The 18626-nt window shown below is 31.5% G+C and carries 17 protein-coding genes; 9 read left to right on the top strand and 8 right to left on the bottom strand.

The window, feature by feature from the left end; all coding sequences use genetic code 11:
- Nucleotides 1–4 precede the first annotated feature (4 nt).
- Nucleotides 5–1240 carry a rod shape-determining protein RodA gene (gene rodA, locus B3C18_RS21665; RefSeq protein WP_291151670.1) on the top strand — a complete coding sequence of 412 codons (1236 nt, stop codon included), beginning with the start codon at nucleotides 5–7 and terminating at the stop codon, nucleotides 1238–1240.
- Nucleotides 1241–1551: 311 nt separating this feature from the next.
- On the opposite strand, the gene B3C18_RS21660 is transcribed toward rodA, so the two are convergent.
- From B3C18_RS21660 to xrtF, 6 genes are all read right to left on the bottom strand, one after another.
- Nucleotides 1552–2232: a DedA family protein gene (locus tag B3C18_RS21660; RefSeq protein ID WP_291151668.1), complete on the bottom strand. Its 681-nt coding sequence runs from the start codon at nucleotides 2230–2232 to the stop codon at nucleotides 1552–1554.
- 130 nt (nucleotides 2233–2362) lie between these two features.
- Nucleotides 2363–2707, bottom strand: a complete 345-nt coding sequence (locus tag B3C18_RS21655; RefSeq protein ID WP_053470050.1) for a heavy-metal-associated domain-containing protein — start codon at nucleotides 2705–2707, stop codon at nucleotides 2363–2365.
- Between the two features lie 27 nt (nucleotides 2708–2734).
- Complete coding sequence (locus tag B3C18_RS21650) at nucleotides 2735–4741, bottom strand: TonB-dependent receptor plug domain-containing protein (protein WP_291151666.1); 2007 nt, start codon at nucleotides 4739–4741, stop codon at nucleotides 2735–2737.
- 113 nt (nucleotides 4742–4854) lie between these two features.
- Nucleotides 4855–5253 (bottom strand): HYC_CC_PP family protein, encoded by a 399-nt coding sequence (locus tag B3C18_RS21645; RefSeq protein ID WP_291151664.1) that lies wholly within the window; start codon nucleotides 5251–5253, stop codon nucleotides 4855–4857.
- Between the two features lie 46 nt (nucleotides 5254–5299).
- The gene (locus B3C18_RS21640) at nucleotides 5300–5746 is read right to left on the bottom strand and encodes an exosortase F system-associated membrane protein (RefSeq protein WP_291151662.1); all 447 of its coding nucleotides are present in this window, start codon (nucleotides 5744–5746) and stop codon (nucleotides 5300–5302) included.
- Nucleotides 5736–6272 carry an exosortase family protein XrtF gene (xrtF, locus tag B3C18_RS21635; RefSeq protein ID WP_291151660.1) on the bottom strand — a complete coding sequence of 179 codons (537 nt, stop codon included), beginning with the start codon at nucleotides 6270–6272 and terminating at the stop codon, nucleotides 5736–5738. The genes B3C18_RS21640 and xrtF overlap by 11 nt, the downstream gene beginning before the upstream one ends.
- 71 nt (nucleotides 6273–6343) lie before the next feature.
- Between xrtF and B3C18_RS21630 the strand changes: the two genes are divergently transcribed.
- The 8 genes from B3C18_RS21630 (at nucleotide 6344) to B3C18_RS21595 (ending at nucleotide 17025) form a co-directional block, all read left to right on the top strand.
- The gene (locus B3C18_RS21630; protein ID WP_053470045.1) at nucleotides 6344–6799 is read left to right on the top strand and encodes a GAF domain-containing protein; all 456 of its coding nucleotides are present in this window, start codon (nucleotides 6344–6346) and stop codon (nucleotides 6797–6799) included.
- A 35-nt stretch (nucleotides 6800–6834) separates the two neighbouring features.
- Entirely contained in the window at nucleotides 6835–7530 is a 696-nt protein-coding gene (locus tag B3C18_RS21625; protein WP_291151656.1) for a hypothetical protein, read from the top strand.
- A 217-nt stretch (nucleotides 7531–7747) separates the two neighbouring features.
- Nucleotides 7748–8014 (top strand): 30S ribosomal protein S15, encoded by a 267-nt coding sequence (gene rpsO / locus B3C18_RS21620; RefSeq protein WP_007804772.1) that lies wholly within the window; start codon nucleotides 7748–7750, stop codon nucleotides 8012–8014.
- Nucleotides 8015–8179: 165 nt separating this feature from the next.
- The gene (locus B3C18_RS21615; protein ID WP_291151653.1) at nucleotides 8180–10315 is read left to right on the top strand and encodes a polyribonucleotide nucleotidyltransferase; all 2136 of its coding nucleotides are present in this window, start codon (nucleotides 8180–8182) and stop codon (nucleotides 10313–10315) included.
- 260 nt (nucleotides 10316–10575) lie between these two features.
- Nucleotides 10576–11376: a hypothetical protein gene (locus tag B3C18_RS21610; RefSeq protein WP_291151651.1), complete on the top strand. Its 801-nt coding sequence runs from the start codon at nucleotides 10576–10578 to the stop codon at nucleotides 11374–11376.
- Nucleotides 11377–11395: 19 nt separating this feature from the next.
- Entirely contained in the window at nucleotides 11396–14158 is a 2763-nt protein-coding gene (locus B3C18_RS21605; RefSeq protein WP_291151648.1) for a TonB-dependent receptor, read from the top strand.
- Nucleotides 14159–14176: 18 nt separating this feature from the next.
- Nucleotides 14177–15349 carry a DUF4249 domain-containing protein gene (locus B3C18_RS21600; RefSeq protein ID WP_291151645.1) on the top strand — a complete coding sequence of 391 codons (1173 nt, stop codon included), beginning with the start codon at nucleotides 14177–14179 and terminating at the stop codon, nucleotides 15347–15349.
- A 71-nt stretch (nucleotides 15350–15420) separates the two neighbouring features.
- Nucleotides 15421–17025, top strand: coding sequence for a hypothetical protein (locus tag B3C18_RS21595; RefSeq protein ID WP_291151643.1), 1605 nt, complete (start codon nucleotides 15421–15423; stop codon nucleotides 17023–17025).
- Nucleotides 17026–17116: 91 nt separating this feature from the next.
- On the opposite strand, the gene B3C18_RS21590 is transcribed toward B3C18_RS21595, so the two are convergent.
- Both B3C18_RS21590 and B3C18_RS21585 read right to left on the bottom strand, forming a co-directional pair.
- The gene (locus B3C18_RS21590; protein ID WP_291151640.1) at nucleotides 17117–17716 is read right to left on the bottom strand and encodes a CDP-alcohol phosphatidyltransferase family protein; all 600 of its coding nucleotides are present in this window, start codon (nucleotides 17714–17716) and stop codon (nucleotides 17117–17119) included.
- A gap of 12 nt (nucleotides 17717–17728) precedes the next feature.
- On the bottom strand, nucleotides 17729–18562 hold the full coding sequence (locus tag B3C18_RS21585) for an LA_2272 family surface repeat-containing protein (RefSeq protein ID WP_291151637.1): 834 nt from the start codon (nucleotides 18560–18562) through the stop codon (nucleotides 17729–17731).
- Between the last annotated feature and the right edge of the window lie 64 nt (nucleotides 18563–18626).

Genomic DNA, 18626 nt, shown 5'->3' with positions numbered 1-18626 from the left:
TCAGATGAGAAATCAAAGTGTAAAAAATAACATTGACTGGATAAGTGTCTTTATCTACATTGCATTGGTAACATTGGGGTGGCTGAATATTTATTCCTCCTCTTTATTATCAACCGATGGAACCTACCAAAAACAATTAATCTTTATTGGATGTACAATTCCACTAATTTTTGTTGTGCTTTTTGTTGATGGAAAATTTTACGAAAAATACGCTAGTATTATTTTTGGTGTGGCATTATTGTCGTTAGCCGGATTGTTTCTTTTTGGAAAAACAATTGCAGGTCAACGATGCTGGTATGCTATAGGAAGTTTCACGCTTCAACCGTCAGAGTTTGCAAAAGCGGCTACATCATTGGCATTAGCCAAATATTTAAGTGATACACAAATTAACCTTAAAGAAACAAACAGGCAACTGCAGGCGCTAGCAATTGTATTTTTACCTGTAATGCTTATTTTACCACAGCCCGATCCGGGAAGTGCGTTAATTTATAGTGTTTTTATTCTTGTTTTATTTAGAGAGGGATTGCCGTCTTGGTACGTTTGGACTGGTTTTATTACCATTCTATTATTTGTATTAACACTTATTCTAGAGCCTTATGTTGTTATTTTAATTGCACTGGGTGTTCTTATTATTATACATTTTAAGGGAAGAGCTGTTGATAGAAATCTACTTTTAAGTGCTATTTTATTGGCTCTTATCTCTGGATTTGTTCTTTCTGTTGATTATGTATTTGACAATGTATTTAAACAGCACCATAGAGACCGTTTCAATATTCTTTTAGGAAAAAGCGTTGACATGAAAGGTATTGGTTATAATACGAATCAATCTGAAATCGCTATTGGATCTGGAGGATGGTTTGGAAAAGGCTTTTTAGAAGGTACGCAAACCAAAGGAGGATTCGTTCCTGAGCAGCATACCGATTATATTTTTACAACTGTTGGTGAAGAATGGGGATTTATAGGTTCTCTGGTTGTGATTTTACTTTTTACAGGTTTATTCCTGAGAGTCATTTATTTGGCAGAAAGACAAAAGACTAAATTCAGCCGAGTCTATGGTTATTGCGTCGCCGGAATTTTATTCATACACTTCTTTGTAAACATTGCCATGGTTATTGGTGTTTTCCCAACAATTGGGGTTCCTCTGCCCTTCTTTTCTTATGGAGGTTCGGGACTTTGGGGATTCACAATTTTATTGTTCATCTTCTTAAAAATGGATGCTAATAAGGTTAATGAATGGTAGGGTTTAAAATTTTAAATTCCAATTTTTAAATTCCAAATTCCAATTGTAGAACTTCTCTTTTCATTGGATACAAAAAAACATTTTTATAATCTCATTCTATAAACATAGCCCACGGTTTCAACCGTGGGAAACGAATGGAATACAAATCATAACATACGAATACATATATTGCGTCCCACGGTTGAAACCGCGGGCTATATTTAAAATGCATTAATATTCAACTGATGTTATTTAAATCGAATCATATCTGAATAAACAGAAAATAAAAAGTCCGAAGTTTTAGCTTCGGACTTTTTTATTTTTCTATGAGATTATACTTCTTCGCTTGGTCTCTTTTTTAAGAGTTTTAAAAGAACCGGGAATGTAGAAATGATAATGATTATTATAATAATGTATTCGATATGTTGTTTTAAATCAATTCCTTTTTTCAAGAATACGCCGTATAAATAATGCCCGGCAAAGATTAGGATGAATGACCACAAGAAAGAACTTAAAACGTTATAAAACATAAATTTCTTTTTATCCATAGAAACTATTCCTGCAATAATTGGAGCGAAAGTTCTAAAGATTGGAAGAAAACGCGCGTAAATAATTGCTTTTCCACCATATTTTTCGAAGAAATCTTTTGATTGTAAAAGGTATTTTTTCTTAAACCAAAATGTATCTTCTTTTTTAAATAAATAATAACCGCTTTTTGCTCCAAACCAATAACCAGTCATATTTCCAAAAACTCCCATTACGGCTACAGCCGTCGAAAGCAAAAATACATTGATAAAATCTCCCGGAATATAAACAACATTTTGAACTAAGTCGCGGCTATAAATTCCAGCTAGAAAAAGTAAACTGTCTCCTGGAAGAAAGAAACCTGCAAAAAGTCCTGTTTCAGCAAAAACTATAAACAGAACAATAAATAACCCAATCTCAAAACCTCCGATACTTAAAGTTATATAGAATTCAGGGTTTAGTAACTGGGTCCACTCAAAATTATTCATAAAACGAATTTGGTTATACTTATAAGTTTGTGAAATTAACAATTATTTACCTTAACCACAATTAAAAGCCATATTTTAAAGATAAATTAACTATATAAAAAAGCCCGAAGATTAACTCGGGCTTTTAAAATTATTTTTCTCTCTCGTACTTACAGCAAGAATGTAGATTTTCATAATCAGCATCTGCAGCCTTTACTTCTTTTGTATCATGCCCAACTTTTGCAATAGCGGCATTCAAATCTTGTGGAGAAGATTTTTCTTCGTTTAAAATCACAGTAAGCTGATGTGTGCTAATATCCCAAGAAGCCGTTTTTACACCCGGAACTCCAAATGCTGCTTTTTCAATACGCTTTTTACATTGTTCACAGTTTCCGTTAACTTCTACAGTATATTTTAAATTCTTATTTTTTTTAGTCTGCGCCTGAGCCGAAAATCCTAAAAAAGTTATCATTGCAATTAAAATCAAATTTTTCATTGTCTGTTATTTAGTGTTATAAATTTATTATTTTATTTTAAATCGTAATCCTGCATAATACATCTGCCCAAAAATTGGCGCATAAGCAACAGAAGCATCAAAATTTGGTCCGAAAGGGTCATTTGCTCCTAAAATCGCTTTTTGCTGTTTGTAATTTCCAATATTTTCTCCTCCTATATATACCTCAAAAACAGATGAGAAAACCCTTGTAACCTGAGCGTTCATAACAGCATACGAAGGCGAGAAATCAGGAAATTGATCTTCAGCAGGATTTGACGCTGTGTACGGAAGCTGTTGTTTTCCAGACCAATTAAAGGTATAATCAAACTTCCATTGTTTATCATTGTTCAACGTTGTTTCGTATTCTAAATTTCCTAGAAAACGATGTTTCGCCTGAAGCGGACGCTGAAAAGTTCCTCTTAAATAATCGGTTTGTATGTCATAGTATTTATAAGCCGTTCTTAAATTTAAGTTATGAATTAGCTCGTAATTAAATTCAACCTGAATACTATTAGCAAAAGAACTTCCTTTTAAATTATAAAACAAAACTTCTTGCGGACTCTGCATTAAATCTACAACAGCCTGATTTTGAAAATCGGTTCTGTAGATATCAAATCCGGCATCGGCATTTTTACCGAAAAGTTTAAATTTCTGCGAAAAACTAACTCCGTAATTCCATGCAATTTCCGGATTTAAACCATAGATTTTTCCGCTGTTGTCTAAAATTGAAAATGTTCTTGAACTTGCAAAAAGCTGCTGATTCTCGGCAAAAATATTAGCCGAACGCTTTCCTCTTCCGGCAGAAAAACGAATTACTCCATTTTTCCAAGGATTATATCTCACATGAAGTCTTGGTGTAGCAAAAAAGCCTAAACGGTTATGATTGTCAACTCTTCCGCCTAAAATGATACTGAAGTTATCTGTGTTATCATACGTATATTCAAAAAATGCTCCAACTGAATTATCGATTCGGCTGTAATCTGTAACATTTACAAATTCCTGATATTGATCGTATGAAAAATTTAAACCGGTTGTAAATTTATGCTTCGTATTATTAATAATCGAATTGAAAATTAAATTCGAATAAAAACTATTCTGCTTAATATCATATTGATTTAAACCAAAATACGAATCTTGTTTATGTCTGTTGAAAGCATTTTGAAATCCGATGCTTTGATAAGGCATATCTTTAAAAACATACCCTATTTTTGTAGATACATCAAAACGTTCTGTATTGATTTCTGAACCCCACTGATTTGTAGTTCCTCGGTCGCGGTCTTTATCAAAATCAACTTCTCCGGTTTGCTTTTTATCATTCATATATCTGAAATTGATAAAACTTACCAAACCACTTTCGGGATCATAATATTGATAACGATTTAAAACATTGATTTGTTTTCCTAACGGATTATCTAAAAAACCGTCATCGTTCATGTCATTTTTAGCCACACGAGTATTTCCGTGAACAAATAAACTTGTCGCCCATTTATCAGATAACTTTTTATTAAAATGTGTATTCAATTCAAATCTTGAATCGGTTGATCCGTAAGCATTCAGAAAAAACGGAATGTCACTTAATGGCTTTAAAAGTTCGGTATTTATTTGTCCCGAAATACTTTCGTAACCATTAATAACACTTCCGGCACCTTTGGTAATTTGAACACTTTCGATCCAGGTTCCAGGCGTAAATGATAAACCATAAGCTTGTGACGCTCCGCGAACCGAAGGAATGTTTTCTTCGGTAATCATTAAATACGGACTTGTTAAACCCAGCATTTTAATTTGTTTTGTTCCTGTTAAAGCATCAGAAAAATTGACATCGATTGATGGATTTGTTTCAAAGCTTTCGGCAAGATTACAACATGCTGCTTTTAAGAGTTCTTTACTCGTAATTAAAGATGTGTTTGCGGTAACGGTATAGGATTTTGTAATTCCTTTTTGCTTTTTTTTGACTTTTACTTCCTCTAAATTTTCTTGTGAGAACACAGAAACCGAAAGTAAAAACATCGCAAAAAGCATGATATTTTTTGGCATAAAAAAAGATTTTAATGTTATTTAGAAATTCTGTTTTGGGTTTCTGTAGAATAAGAAACGCTAAAACATTTATTGCAAGCCATAGAAAGAAGGCTTGATTCTAAACATTAAAATCAGGAATAAAAAATGTATTGATTGTATAATTTGAATAAGGGGGGCGCATTCGCATCTGAATAATACGAAATAACCTGATTGTTTTTGAAGTTTGGAATGGACAAAAACGCAATTGGTTTGTATTCCTGAATTACAGCCGGAAATGCAAGCTGGAAAAAGAAAACTTTAAAAGTCGCATCACTTGATTTTTTTTCAAATTTTACAACTTTATCCTTGCAGCAAGATGATTTTTTCTCTTTTTCACCACAGCATTTTTTCTCTGGTGATGCCGAAGCCGAAATATTTAAAGAAACGGAAGCTATTTTTCCTCCGCAGTAATGCACATCAAAAGCAAACCCAACGTTGGAAACCAACAATAGGAACGCTAAAAATAAAACTGTGCACTTTTTTAAACTCATACTGCAAAAGTATTTAAAAAGACTCAGATAAAATTTAAATGAAATGTTATTTTTTTAGATTTTGAAGCTGATAGTAAAACGCAGGAATAAACAAAAGCACAAATATAGGCTGAATGATAAATCTTCGAACATAAAACAAGAGCCAGCTTTTTTCTGGATAATATTCGACAATTATAAAAAACATTGCAAAAAGAACGACTGAAAAGAAAGCGTATAAAAAGGAACTAAAGATTAAAATTCCTTTATCTCTAAAAAGGGTGTAAATTAGAATAAGTGATAGCGCAGTGTTTAAAACAAACCGAAGTAAAAGGTTCAGAAAAAGTTTTAACGAATCGACTTCTGGCAATTTTATATTATTAAAATCCTTTTCAAAATAATCTAAGAAGGGATCATAAAACAGCATATTTTCAAAAGCCCGAATAATTCCAAAACAAAAAATAACAAGTATCGAAATGAAAATTTTCGTTTTTTCTTCTCTTATTTTATTTAGCATACTTCGAAAATTTATTAACCCAGATAATCCATAAAATAAAAACAGTTCCGTAAATAATTAACGGAAAAAGAACGCCGTGCAAAAGATGATTTTTTTCGGGAAAATGAAATAACAAAATGGTCAATAAAGCGATTCGGGCAATGTTTAAAAGATAAATAAACACGATCCCGAACAGAATATAATATAAGGTAACTTTAAACTTTCCAGAAAAAGCAAGCACGAAAGCAATAAATAAGATAATAACACTTATAGCATTGCAGCCTTCTATTATTCGAACAATGTAATGATTGTTATACAGCACTTCTAACCAGGAATTAGAAAGGCTTTTTTGCACTTTTATATCAAAATTAAAAGCATGAAGCAGCTGCTCAACATTGCGGCCAACTAAATTTGTAATTCCGTCGACTTCATCAGCTTTAAAACTGTTCAAATAAAATTTATATAATAGCGTTAATGCAATATAAGCTGCAAAAAAAGTACCTATAAAAATTAAAAACGGCTTGAATTGGGCTAGATATTTTTTCAACAGATTTTTTTTTCAAATTTATGTATTTTTTGAGTTCAGCTTTAAATACTTTTGTATAAAATTTTCAAATCATGACATTTCAAGAATTACAACCAAAAATAAGCGCTATAGTATCTGATAATAATAAAGTTAGAGACGAAAAACTATTAGCTGTCTGTCAATTATTAAACGAAAATGTAGAATATTACAACTGGGTTGGTTTTTATTTTGCAAATCACGAAAACAAAACACTTCATTTAGGCCCTTATGTAGGTGCTGAAACAGATCATACTGTTATTCCTTTTGGTAAAGGAATTTGCGGACAAGTTGCAGAAAGTAATGCCAATTTTGTTGTGCCGGATGTAAAAGCACAAGACAATTATATTGCCTGCAGTTTAACTGTAAAATCAGAAATCGTTGTTCCGCTTTTTGTAAATGGAATAAACATTGGTCAAATTGATATTGACAGCCACGTAATTGATCCTTTTACAGAAGCTGACGAAAGATTTTTGGAGTTTGTTAATCAAGAAGTTGCTAAGTTATTCTAGAAGAGCTATTTTTAATGTATAAAAAATAGAGCTGAATGAAAAATAATGTATTCATCATATTTCTTCTTATAAGTTCAGTCAATCTATTTGGACAGATTAACATGGTCTCGAAAAAGATTTTTCTTGACTCGTTAAATCGTGAAACTACGCCTGAAAATTATACTTATACGAGAGTAATTACGAACTATTCTCAGAAAAGTGTACGCTATGTCGTTACTGATTTTTACAAAAACGGAAGAAAAAAAATGACGGGCTGTACTTTAGACAGAGACATTTTAAAAAAGGATGGCGAGTTTATTTGTTATTTCAAAAATGGATCGAAAGAATCTGTTGTAAACTATTCTGACGATCATAAAGTGGGCAAAGAGATCAATTGGTACGAAAACCAAAGTAAAAAGTCTGAAAAACAAAATTCGTGGAATCCTAAAACTAAAACGTCTCAAACTTTAATTCTTAATTTTTGGGATGAAAATAAAAATCAAACTGTAGTTGATGGAAATGGAGAATATGAGGAAACCGATAAGTTTGTAACTCAAAAAGGAATTATCAAAAACGGTTTAAAACAAGGTGTCTGGGTTGGAAACGATGCTTTACGCAAAATTTCATTTACAGATAATTATGATCAGGGAATTTTAATTTCAGGAACAAGTATAGACGAAAACAATATAAAACTTTCTTACTCCTCCTTAAATGAGAAACAAACAGGTAAAAAAATTGCGAAATCTAAATAGGTTTTAGTTTGTTAATTAACCTTCAAACGAATCACAAATAGCTGAATTTAAAATCAAACTACCTTAAAATCAGCAAAAAAGGATTATTTTTACCTGAATTTGATTAATTATTAAAATTTTCAAAGTTTAAATTTATTTTTTCGGAAAAAAGATGTAATTTTGCACCCGTCTTACAAAAGTTGTCTGACATACATAAAAATCATTAAATAATATTGGAATGTATTTAACTAAAGAAAAGAAAGAAGAGATTTTCGCACAACACGGTGGTGCAACAAACACTGGAAGCGCAGAAGGTCAAATTGCATTGTTCACTTACAGAATTTCTCACTTAACTGAACACTTGAAAAAAAATCGTCACGATTACAACACTGAGCGTTCTCTTGTACTATTAGTAGGTAAAAGAAGAGCTTTGTTAGATTACTTGAAAAAGAAAGAAATTAACAGATATCGTGAGATTATCAAAGTATTGAATATCAGAAAATAATCAATATAGAAAAGAGGTGCGAAAGTGCCTCTTTTTGTTTTTACATTACAAGCATTTACAAGAAAAAAAGTTTGGTTTTTCATTGGGTTTTAGACAACAACAACTACACACAACAACACTACAACACAACTAAAACCCATTGTATAATCAATAAGGAAAAAATTTATGATTCCACAATTATTTGTAGAAAAGATCGATTTAGGTGATGGCAGAAGCATCACAATCGAGACAGGACGTTTAGCTAAACAAGCAGACGGTTCTGTAGTAGTAAGAATGGGCGACACTATGATACTTGCAACAGCAGTTTCAGCTCGCACATCAAACCCAGGCGTTGATTTTTTACCGTTAACGGTAGATTACCGCGAAAAATTCGCAGCAGCAGGTCGTTTCCCAGGAGGTTTCTTTAAGAGAGAAGCACGTCCAAGCGACAGCGAAGTATTAACAATGAGATTAGTTGACCGTGTTTTACGTCCGCTTTTCCCAGACGATTACCATGCTGAAACACAAGTTATGATTCAGTTAATGTCTCATGACGAAGAAGTTATGCCAGACGCTTTAGCTGGCTTAGCTGCATCTGCAGCATTAGCAGTTTCAGACATTCCATTTTACAACTTAATTTCTGAAGTACGTGTTGCACGTATTGACGGAAAATTTGTTATCAACCCAAGCAGAGCAGACTTAGAAAAATCTGACATCGATATGATGATTGGTGCTTCTTTAGACTCAGTTGCAATGGTTGAAGGTGAGATGAAAGAAATTTCAGAAGCTGAAATGGTTGAAGCAATTAAATTTGCTCACGAGGCTATTAAAGTTCAAATCCAGGCACAATTACGTTTACAGGCTGCTTTTGGTAAAAAAGAAATTCGTACTTACGAAGGTGAGAAAGAAAACGAAGAAATCTACAAAAAAGTAAAAGCTGCTGCATACGATAAAATTTATGCTATTGCAAAAGTTGGTTCGGCTAAACACGAAAGAGGTGCTGCATTTGCTGAAGTAAAAGAAGAAGTTAAAGCTTTATTTACTGAAGAAGAATTAGCTGCTGACGGCGATTTAGTTTCTAAATATTTCTACAAAACAAACAAAGAAGCTGTTCGTAATGTAGTATTAGAATTAGGTGTTCGTTTAGATGGTAGAAAAACTACAGATATCAGACCTATCTGGTGTGAAACTGATTATTTACCAAGAGTTCACGGTTCATCTTTATTTACTCGTGGAGAAACTCAGGCTTTGGCAACTGTAACTTTAGGAACATCTAGAGAAGCAAACCAAATCGATTCTCCATCTGAACAAGGTGAAGAGAAATTCTACTTACACTATAACTTCCCTCCTTTCTCAACTGGTGAAGCAAAACCATTAAGAGGAACTTCAAGAAGAGAAGTTGGTCACGGTAACTTAGCTCAAAGAGCTTTAAAAAATATGATTCCTGCAGATTGTCCTTATACAATTCGTGTTGTTTCTGAGGTTTTAGAATCTAACGGTTCTTCTTCTATGGCAACGGTTTGTGCTGGAACAATGGCTTTAATGGATGCTGGAGTTCAAATGGTAAAACCAGTTTCTGGAATTGCTATGGGATTGATTACTGATGGAGAGAAATTTGCAGTATTGTCAGATATTTTAGGTGATGAAGATCACTTAGGAGATATGGACTTTAAAGTAACCGGAACTGCTGACGGTATTACAGCTTGTCAAATGGATATTAAAATTGATGGTTTACGTTATGACATTATGGAGCAAGCTTTAGGACAAGCACGTGAAGGACGTTTACACATTTTAGGAAAATTGACCGAGACTATCGCTGCTCCAAGAGCTGACGTAAAAGCTCATGCACCAAAAATTATTACAAGAACTATTCCTGGAAACTTTATTGGAGCATTAATTGGACCTGGTGGAAAAGTAATTCAGGAATTACAAAAAGCTACTGGAACAACTATTGTAATCAACGAAGTTGACGAGCAAGGTGTTATCGAAATCTTAGGTACAGATCCTGCTGGAATTGAAGCGGTATTAGCAAAAATTGCTTCTATCACTTTCAAACCAGTATTAGGAGAAGCTTACGAAGTAAAAGTAATCAAAATGCTTGATTTTGGAGCTGTTGTAGAATATACTGCTGCGCCAGGAAACGAAGTATTACTTCACGTATCTGAACTTGCTTGGGAACGTACTGAAAACGTTACTGATGTAGTTAATATGGGAGATGTTTTCCAAGTGAAATACTTAGGAGTTGACCCTAAAACTAAAAAAGAAAAAGTGTCTAAAAAAGCACTTGTTCCAAGACCTCCACGTGAGGACAAAAAAGAGTAATCAGATCTTAGTTTACTAAAGGTTTATTCATAGAAAACCCCAATTCATTTAGTTGAATTGGGGTTTTTAAGTTTTTAAATCTACCTTCCAACTAAAAATACACGGTAAAAGACTAGACTACAACGTTTTCAGTAAACACATTATAGATTAAATAATGTTGTTGGTTTAAAAATCAATGTTGTTGGTTTAATTTATTTTTTTGTTAACCTTCATTAACATAGTTTTATATAGAAAATAGCTGCATAAAACTAAAAATATTGATGAGAAAGGATATTGGAAGATCAAAAATTAAAACAATATTATTTATTATCTCTTTTAAACTCAAACTATATTGTAAAAATCTACCATTGAAAATTACAAATTACTCAACGCTAATTTTCATCCTGCTATTATTTTCAATCAACAGTTTTTGTCAGACTAATGTAAAAAAAGATGTTTCTAATTACTTAGACAAAACAATTGGCGAAGAAATTTTAAACATCAATAATGGCAAAATTCATATTGATCCTTATAATTTAAAAAATACTAACAACTATTATTTAAATAAAAACTTCGTTAACGGATCTGTTTTTTACGATAATCAATTATATGAAAACATTCTTGTAAAGTATGATATATACAAAGATGAACTTGTTAAATCATTTGAAAACAATAACACATTTGGTATAACTCTTATAAATGAAAAAACAGATTATTTTCTAATTGATGATAAGAGATTTGTAAATATTGATAATAAATATAAATACCCGAAAGCAATCACCGGTTTTTTTGAAGAAAAATATTTAGGCAAAAATATTTCCTTATATATTAAACACATTAAAACTGCCAAAGAAACCATTATTGAAACTACTTTATATACTGAGTTCAAAGAATATAATAATTACCAGCTTCTTTATAATTCAAAATTTACATCTGTAAATACACAAAAAGAAATCCTCGCAATATTTCCTCCGCTAAAAAAAGAGATAAAAGAGTATTACAAAAAAAATAAAATTCAAGAAGAGACAAATCCATACCAGTTCAAAGCAGATTTGATAAAATTTATTGATAACAATTTATAAGCTCTATTCCCAAATCTAAATGAAAAAGTACTTTATCTTCTGTTTGTTTTTTTTCCTGCCAATTGTTCTATTTTCTCAAGAAAAGAATATTTCTATAGAATATTCAAATGTTACACGAAAAAAAGCTCTTGAAATAGTCGAAAAAAACATTTCTTTCCACTTTTATTTTGAGGATCAATGGTTATCTAATAATGAACTTATATCAGGAGAATTCAAGGATACCTCTATTTCAGTAATTTTAGATGCTATTTTTAATAACACTACCATAAATTATATTATTGACAAGAACAATATTATTTTAAGCAATGGCCTTTTAATATCAAACACGATAACAGAGGATTATTTTAAAAATACTGATAACTCAAATGTTAGTAAAAAGCCGAATTTACAAATTGTTCCTATTTACAATAAGCAATATCTGAATGATTCTAAGAAAGATTCAGATTCTATTATTTCCCTTGGAAGACAGTCGTTAATAAACGAATCTCAATCCTATACACTTTCCGGCTATATTAAAGACCGAACTTCAGGAAAACCAGAATATAATATTACTATTAAAGTAAAAGGCAAAGATATAAGTACAACAACTGATGAAAATGGTTATTATAGCTTTAGAGTTCCTGCCGGCATTAATATAATTGAAACACAATCTATTAAACATGAATCAAAGACTAAAAAGATTGTACTTTACAACAACGGAAAAGTTGATTTTAATTTAGACGAAAATGTGAATGCGCTTAAAGAAGTTGTCATCGAAAATAAAAGAACAAGAAATACAACTTCGACAGTTACAGGTCTCACAAGCATTGATATCGAAAACATCAAAACCGTACCTTTAATTTTAGGTGAAAGAGACATTTTTAAAGTCGCTACAACTCTACCGGGCATAAAAACAGCCGGAGAAGGTTCTGCGGGATTTAATGTACGTGGAGGAAAAGACGATCAAAACTTGTTTTTATTAGACAATGCTTCTTTATACAATCCATCTCACTTTTTAGGTTTCTTTTCTTCTGTAAATCCTTTTACAACAAAAAAAGCCGATATATACAAAGGAAGCATTCCTGCTGAATTTGGAGGACGTCTTTCTTCAGTTTTTGATATTAAATCTAAAAGTGGAAATACCGAAAAAGTTTCTGGTGAAGCAGGAATTGGCCCGGTAATGAGCAATGTTACTCTCGAAATTCCGATAGTAAAAGGAAAATCAAGCTTATTATTTGGCGGCAGAGCAAGTTATTCTGACTGGATTTTAAAGGCTATTAAAGATCCTGAATTAGATAACAGTCAAGCCTCTTTTTATGATTTGCTTTTAAAATACAATCACCAAATTACTGCAAAAGATAATCTGGAAACTTCTTTATATTATAGTCATGATAAGTACAGCATCAATTCAGACTCTATTTATAAATACAGCAATTTATTAGCAACCGTAAAATGGGATCATGATTTTAACGCAAAAAATAAATCTTCATTTATTGTTACTAATAGCCAATATAAATTTAATATTGATTACGATTCTCAACCTGAAAAATCATTTGATTACGGTTATAAAATCAATGAAACTCAGTTTGTTTTAAAAATGAAGTACAATCTCAATGAAAAGCACTCCTTTAATTATGGTGTAAGCAGCAAAATATACAATATTAATCCTGGTTTCCTCAAACCAACAAGTAACGACTCTCAAATTAAAAACAAAACACTTGAAAAGGAAAAAGCTTTAGAGTCGGCTTTGTTTTTTACCGAAAATTATAAAGTCAATGACAAACTTTTAATTGATTTAGGTTTGCGTTATTCTTTTTATTCGGCACTTGGTCCTTCTACCCAAAACATCTATCAGGATGATCTTCCTAAATCTGAAAGAACTGTTATTGACAGCAAGACCTACAACAATAATGAGTCTATAAAAACGTATGGCGGTTTTGAACCCAGAATTTCAGCTCGCTATTTTATACTTCCGGATTTATCCATAAAAGCAAGTTTTGACAGAACGTACCAATACATGCATTTACTGTCCACAAATACGACTCAATCACCAATGGATGTATGGAAGCTTTCAGATTTAAATACTAAACCACAATCTTCTAATCAATTTTCGTTAGGGATTTTCAAAAATATAATTCAAAATTCATTAGAACTAAGTATAGAAGGTTATTATAAGCGTTCGAAAAATATTCTGGATTATAAAGTTGGTGCCGAATTGTTTTTGAACGAAAACATAGAAACTGAACTTCTTCAAGGTGAAGGAAAAGCGTATGGAGTTGAATTTTTGATCAAGAAAGAAAAAGGAAATTTTAATGGCTGGTTAAGCTATACTTACTCCAGAGCTTTAATAAAATTGGACAGTAGATTTGATGCTCAAAAAATAAACAGCGGAGATTATTTCCCCACAAATTATGATAAACCACATGATTTTAGTGCTATTCTAAATTATAAATTCACCAAGAGATATAGTTTATCAACTAATTTTGTTTATCAAACCGGCAGACCGGTTACTTTTCCAATTGGATCTTATGATTTTGCCGGAGAGAGCTTTACGTTATATAGTAATCGCAATCAATATAGAATTCCAGATTATTACAGATTGGATATTGGTCTTAATTTTGAAGGAAATCACAAAATAAAAAAACTCGCTCATAGCTTCTGGAATCTTTCTGTTTATAATGTTCTGGGCAGGAACAATCCTTATAATGTTTATTTTGTTACTGAAGACAGAAAAATCAAGGCGTATAAAACATCGATTTTTTCTGTTCCGATTCCAACAATAACTTATAACATTAAATTTTAATTCATTTATCACAACAATATGAATTTATCAATAATCAAAAAAACAACATTGATCCTTTTTGCATCTGTTATCTTGGCAGGCTGCACGGAACAATATGTATATCAAAATCAAGATTTTGAAGATGCAATGACTGTTGAAGCCACATTAACAAACGAATTAAAATATCAGGAAATAAACATTTCAAGAACAAGACTTCTTAATGACACCATAAAAATTCCCGAATCTGGAGCTAACGTTACTGTTGTTGACAGCGACAGTAATGTATTTCATTTTGACGAAAAAGATGGAAAATATGTTTCTGAAAATGAATTTAAAGTAGAACCAAATAAAAACTATCAATTAAAAATAACAACTAAATCTGGAAAATCATATGTTTCTTCACCAGAAGTTTTAACTACACCAAACACTATTGATCTTGAAGCAACAGCTGCAGAAAAAGATGGCGTTAGAGGTGTTCAGGTAAATGTTAAGAGTTTTGACCCAACAAATACATCTAAATATTATCGTTATGAATATGAAGAAACCTATAAAATAATAACTCCGCATCCTATTGAAACTCGTATTAAATTAGTACAGCAAAACGGCTATTACAGCTACGTAAAAGTGCCTGCTCCACCAAACATTCAAATTTGTTACACCACCAAACATTCTACAGGAATCAGACAAACCAATACGACCGATTTGAGTGAAGATCGCGTAAAATATCCTATTCGTTTTATTGCCGACACAGATTATATGCTAACAAATCGTTACAGCATAATAGTTTCTCAATACACACAAAGTCAAGCTGCTTATGATTATTATTATACCTCTAAAAAAATGATTGATTCAGGAGAAATATTATCTCCAAATCAGCCCGGATATGTTGTGGGAAACATGAAATCAACAACAGATTCACATGAAAAAGTTGTTGGTTATTTTGAAGTGGCATCTGTCACCAAAAAAAGGATCTTTTTTAGCTTTAAAGATTTTTTCCCTTCCGAAAAGCCAACCGAGTATTTTACAACTTGCAATGCCAGGCTCTACTATTTTTATGAGATCGAAAAAGACAATTATGGCTTGATTAAAACACATGATTATATTGGAGATGGTCCGGGATTTAGTCCTTCTGGATTTTACATGGTTGAAAAAGAATGCGGAGATTGTACATCATTTTCTTCTAACGTAATACCTTCATTTTGGGAAAATTAAAAATCAAATTAGCGTTTCTACTGTTATTAGTAAATTTCACTTATAAAGGTAGTGCTCAAAATAATACTGTTTTGGGTACAGAATCATTATTAGTTAAAACCAATACCTCGGTAGTCTTAACCGGCGAAACACTATATTACCAATTATACTGTTTAAACAAAACAACCGTATTTTCTGATATAAGTGAAGTGGCCTATTTAGAAGTAATTAACAATCGTAAAGAAAGTATATTTAAAACTAAAATTAGTTTAAAAAACGGAATTGGATCTGGTGATTATTTTATTCCAACAACATTAACAACAGGAAACTATAAACTTATTGCTTATACGAGCTGGATGTTGAACAATAGCCAAAATAACTTTTTTGAAAAGGATTTTACCGTTATAAATCCGTTTGAAGAACATATCAATATGATTATTGATAGTACATCTAAAAAACCTGAAGTTTATAAAACCGAAACAAAAAACACATCTGAGGGAATTGTTTTAAACCTTGGCAAAGAAAAATATTTTAAAAGAGAAAAAGCCACACTTGTAATACCAAAAACACTGGATAAAGGAAATTATTTTTTAAATATCAGAAAAATAGATTTTATACCTACAAACTCAAATAATGAAATTATTAATACTGATATCAATTTAAAACAAGACATAAAAGTACTTCCAGAAACAAGAGGCGAAATTATAACGGGGTATATAACTTCAAAAGCTGCAAATGCTAACTTAAACTCTAAAATAGTTACACTATCGATTCCGGGAAAAAATTTCATTTTCAAAACAACTAAAACAAACAGCAGTGGAAAATTTACTTTTTTAATAGATAAACAAACCAGTGCATCAAACTGTTATGTGCAATTGTCTGAATCTGATAGAGAAAATTATGCTATTACAGTAGATAAAACACCAAGTCCGGATTTATCAAATTTAATTTTTTCTAATAAAACAACTATTTCTCCTAAAAATTTAAAAGCGATTCAAGAGCGCTCATTGGCAACTCAGGTAGAAAACGTTTATTTTTCACAAAAAAAAGACAGCCTTATTGAAGCTGTTAATACCGATTTATTTTTTGAGCCTACCGAGAAGAATTATAATCTGGATAGTTTTGAAAGATTTAGAACATTTAAAGAAACCATAATAGAAATTGTTACCGAACTTAATTTTAAAGATTATAATCAAGTTCCTTCACTATATTTAAGAAATTCCAAATTTAATATAACTCAATCTCCTGAACCGTGTCTGGTTTTGGTTGATGGATTACAAATTCAGGATATAAATGCATTACTTAATTACAATGCATATCAGATTGAAAGTATTAGCGTTGTTGACAAGCCGTATTGTTATGGACCTAAAATATTCAACGGAATTGTTAGCATCATTACAAAAAATAACGATTTTGCGAATATTTATACGGATAAAAATATTTTAAAAACGATGATTTTGAGACCTGAACCTGCAAAAGTGTATTTTGAACCAAAATATGAAATATCTAATACCCTAAACCGAGTTCCTGATTATAGATATCAATTACTCTGGAAACCTAATATAGCTTTTAAAAATAGTGAAATGGCGATCTCTTTTTACATGTCTGATATTGCCGGAGATTATGAAATCATGCTGGAAGGAGTAACCGAAACAGGGAATTATATTCATTTTTATAAAACATTCAAAATTGAATAAATAAATCAAATTTCTTAAAATAGAATATTGGGCTTAGCAAAAATTATTAGCTAAAACCCCAATTCATTAATTGAATTGGGGTTTTTCGTTTTTAATTAAAAAGCTTATTCTTCTTGAAAGGAATTTTATTCCGAATCAAATAAGCATGATAGCAGCTAGGAACATCAAATGTCCATTTTGGAAGAATTAAGATGATAAGCAAAACATCTATATGACCAACAATTCCAAAAATAATTGCTAAAGAAAAAGTAATTCCAGAATATCCAAAACCAATCATTCCAACAAAAGCAAGTAATAACGTTATCCCCCATAATTTAGAAAGAAATGCATGCGTACAGGTTTCTTTACCGAATTTCATAAAGCTGAAAACATAGGTCAATGCTTCCATTATAAAAATCAAAGTAATAGGCAATGCATTTTCTATTATTATTTCGGGATTTAATATCCACGAACACCAAGCAACGCACAACCAAAAAACTAAATCTGTCTGACTGTCCATTCTTCGAAGTTTTTCTGAAGAAGTTCCTATTCGACGCGCAATAATTCCATCAAAAATATCAGACAATAATCCCAAAAAGATTAAAACAACAAGTTCTTTTCTAATTTCAGTTCCATAATTATACGTTAGCATTATTAAAATTGGCCCTAATAAAAGCCTGAAAGCGATAAGCGCGATTGGTATATTTTTCATTTATTTTGTTTTTTATTTCTTAAACTGCCAGTTAAAAAAAGGAAGTTTACGTTTTCCGTTTGTATTCCAAAGACCAAATTGCACTCCTCGCAATTCTTTAGAATTATTAAACAATCCAATCTGAATTCCGTTATGTCGTCTGGAAACATTCGATGACCCAATTTGGACTCCATTTCCCAAATCAGAAATATTAGCTAAACCCGAAATACTCACACCAGAAAAGCTCTTTGTATTCAATATCCCGCCAACTGAAAATCCATTCATTTTATTCATTCCAGAAATTATAGAAATATTTACCCCTCTTAATTCTGCACCGCCCATAAATCCTCCCGAACTAATATTTAAACCATTTACCCTAATATAAGTATCGGTTCGATCATCAAAAAAAGCCACGTTACTAATAACATTGTCATTAATTCCAACCAAAAAAGATTCAAACGGGACATTAATTGAAATTGTAAATAAAGCGACTGACAGAGGACTGGCTTCAACATTTAATCCATTAATTGTTTGAAGTTTAATTTTTTCATTCTCATAATGCCCCGCTCCCAGAACAAAACCATTTACTCTGTTGACTCTTCTGGATATTGGAGACAGACTAAAAATCTTTATGCTGTCATTCCTTAAATTATTATTAGATTTCCATCTAAAATAATGCAAATCAATATCCTTTCCTTCAAATTCTACAGAGGGGCCTGCCGAAATATTATTGGCTAGGGAATCTACAGCTTTTGATGAGCCGTCTTGTCCAAAACAAAAACCGCTAAACAAGAGAAGACCTATAAATTGTGCCCTGTGAAAACGGCCAAAAGAATTGGCACCCTTAACTTGATTTATAATTTTCATACTGTTTCTTTTTAAAATTACAGGACAAACCTATTGCATTTATCACATATATATTTGCGTAAAA

Origin of the sequence: Flavobacterium sp. UBA7680, assembly GCF_002482975.1 — a bacterium.
Lineage (GTDB): Bacteria > Bacteroidota > Bacteroidia > Flavobacteriales > Flavobacteriaceae > Flavobacterium.
The sequence above is the reverse complement of the archived record's forward strand: the minus strand, read 5'-3'. Positions and strand labels throughout refer to the sequence as shown.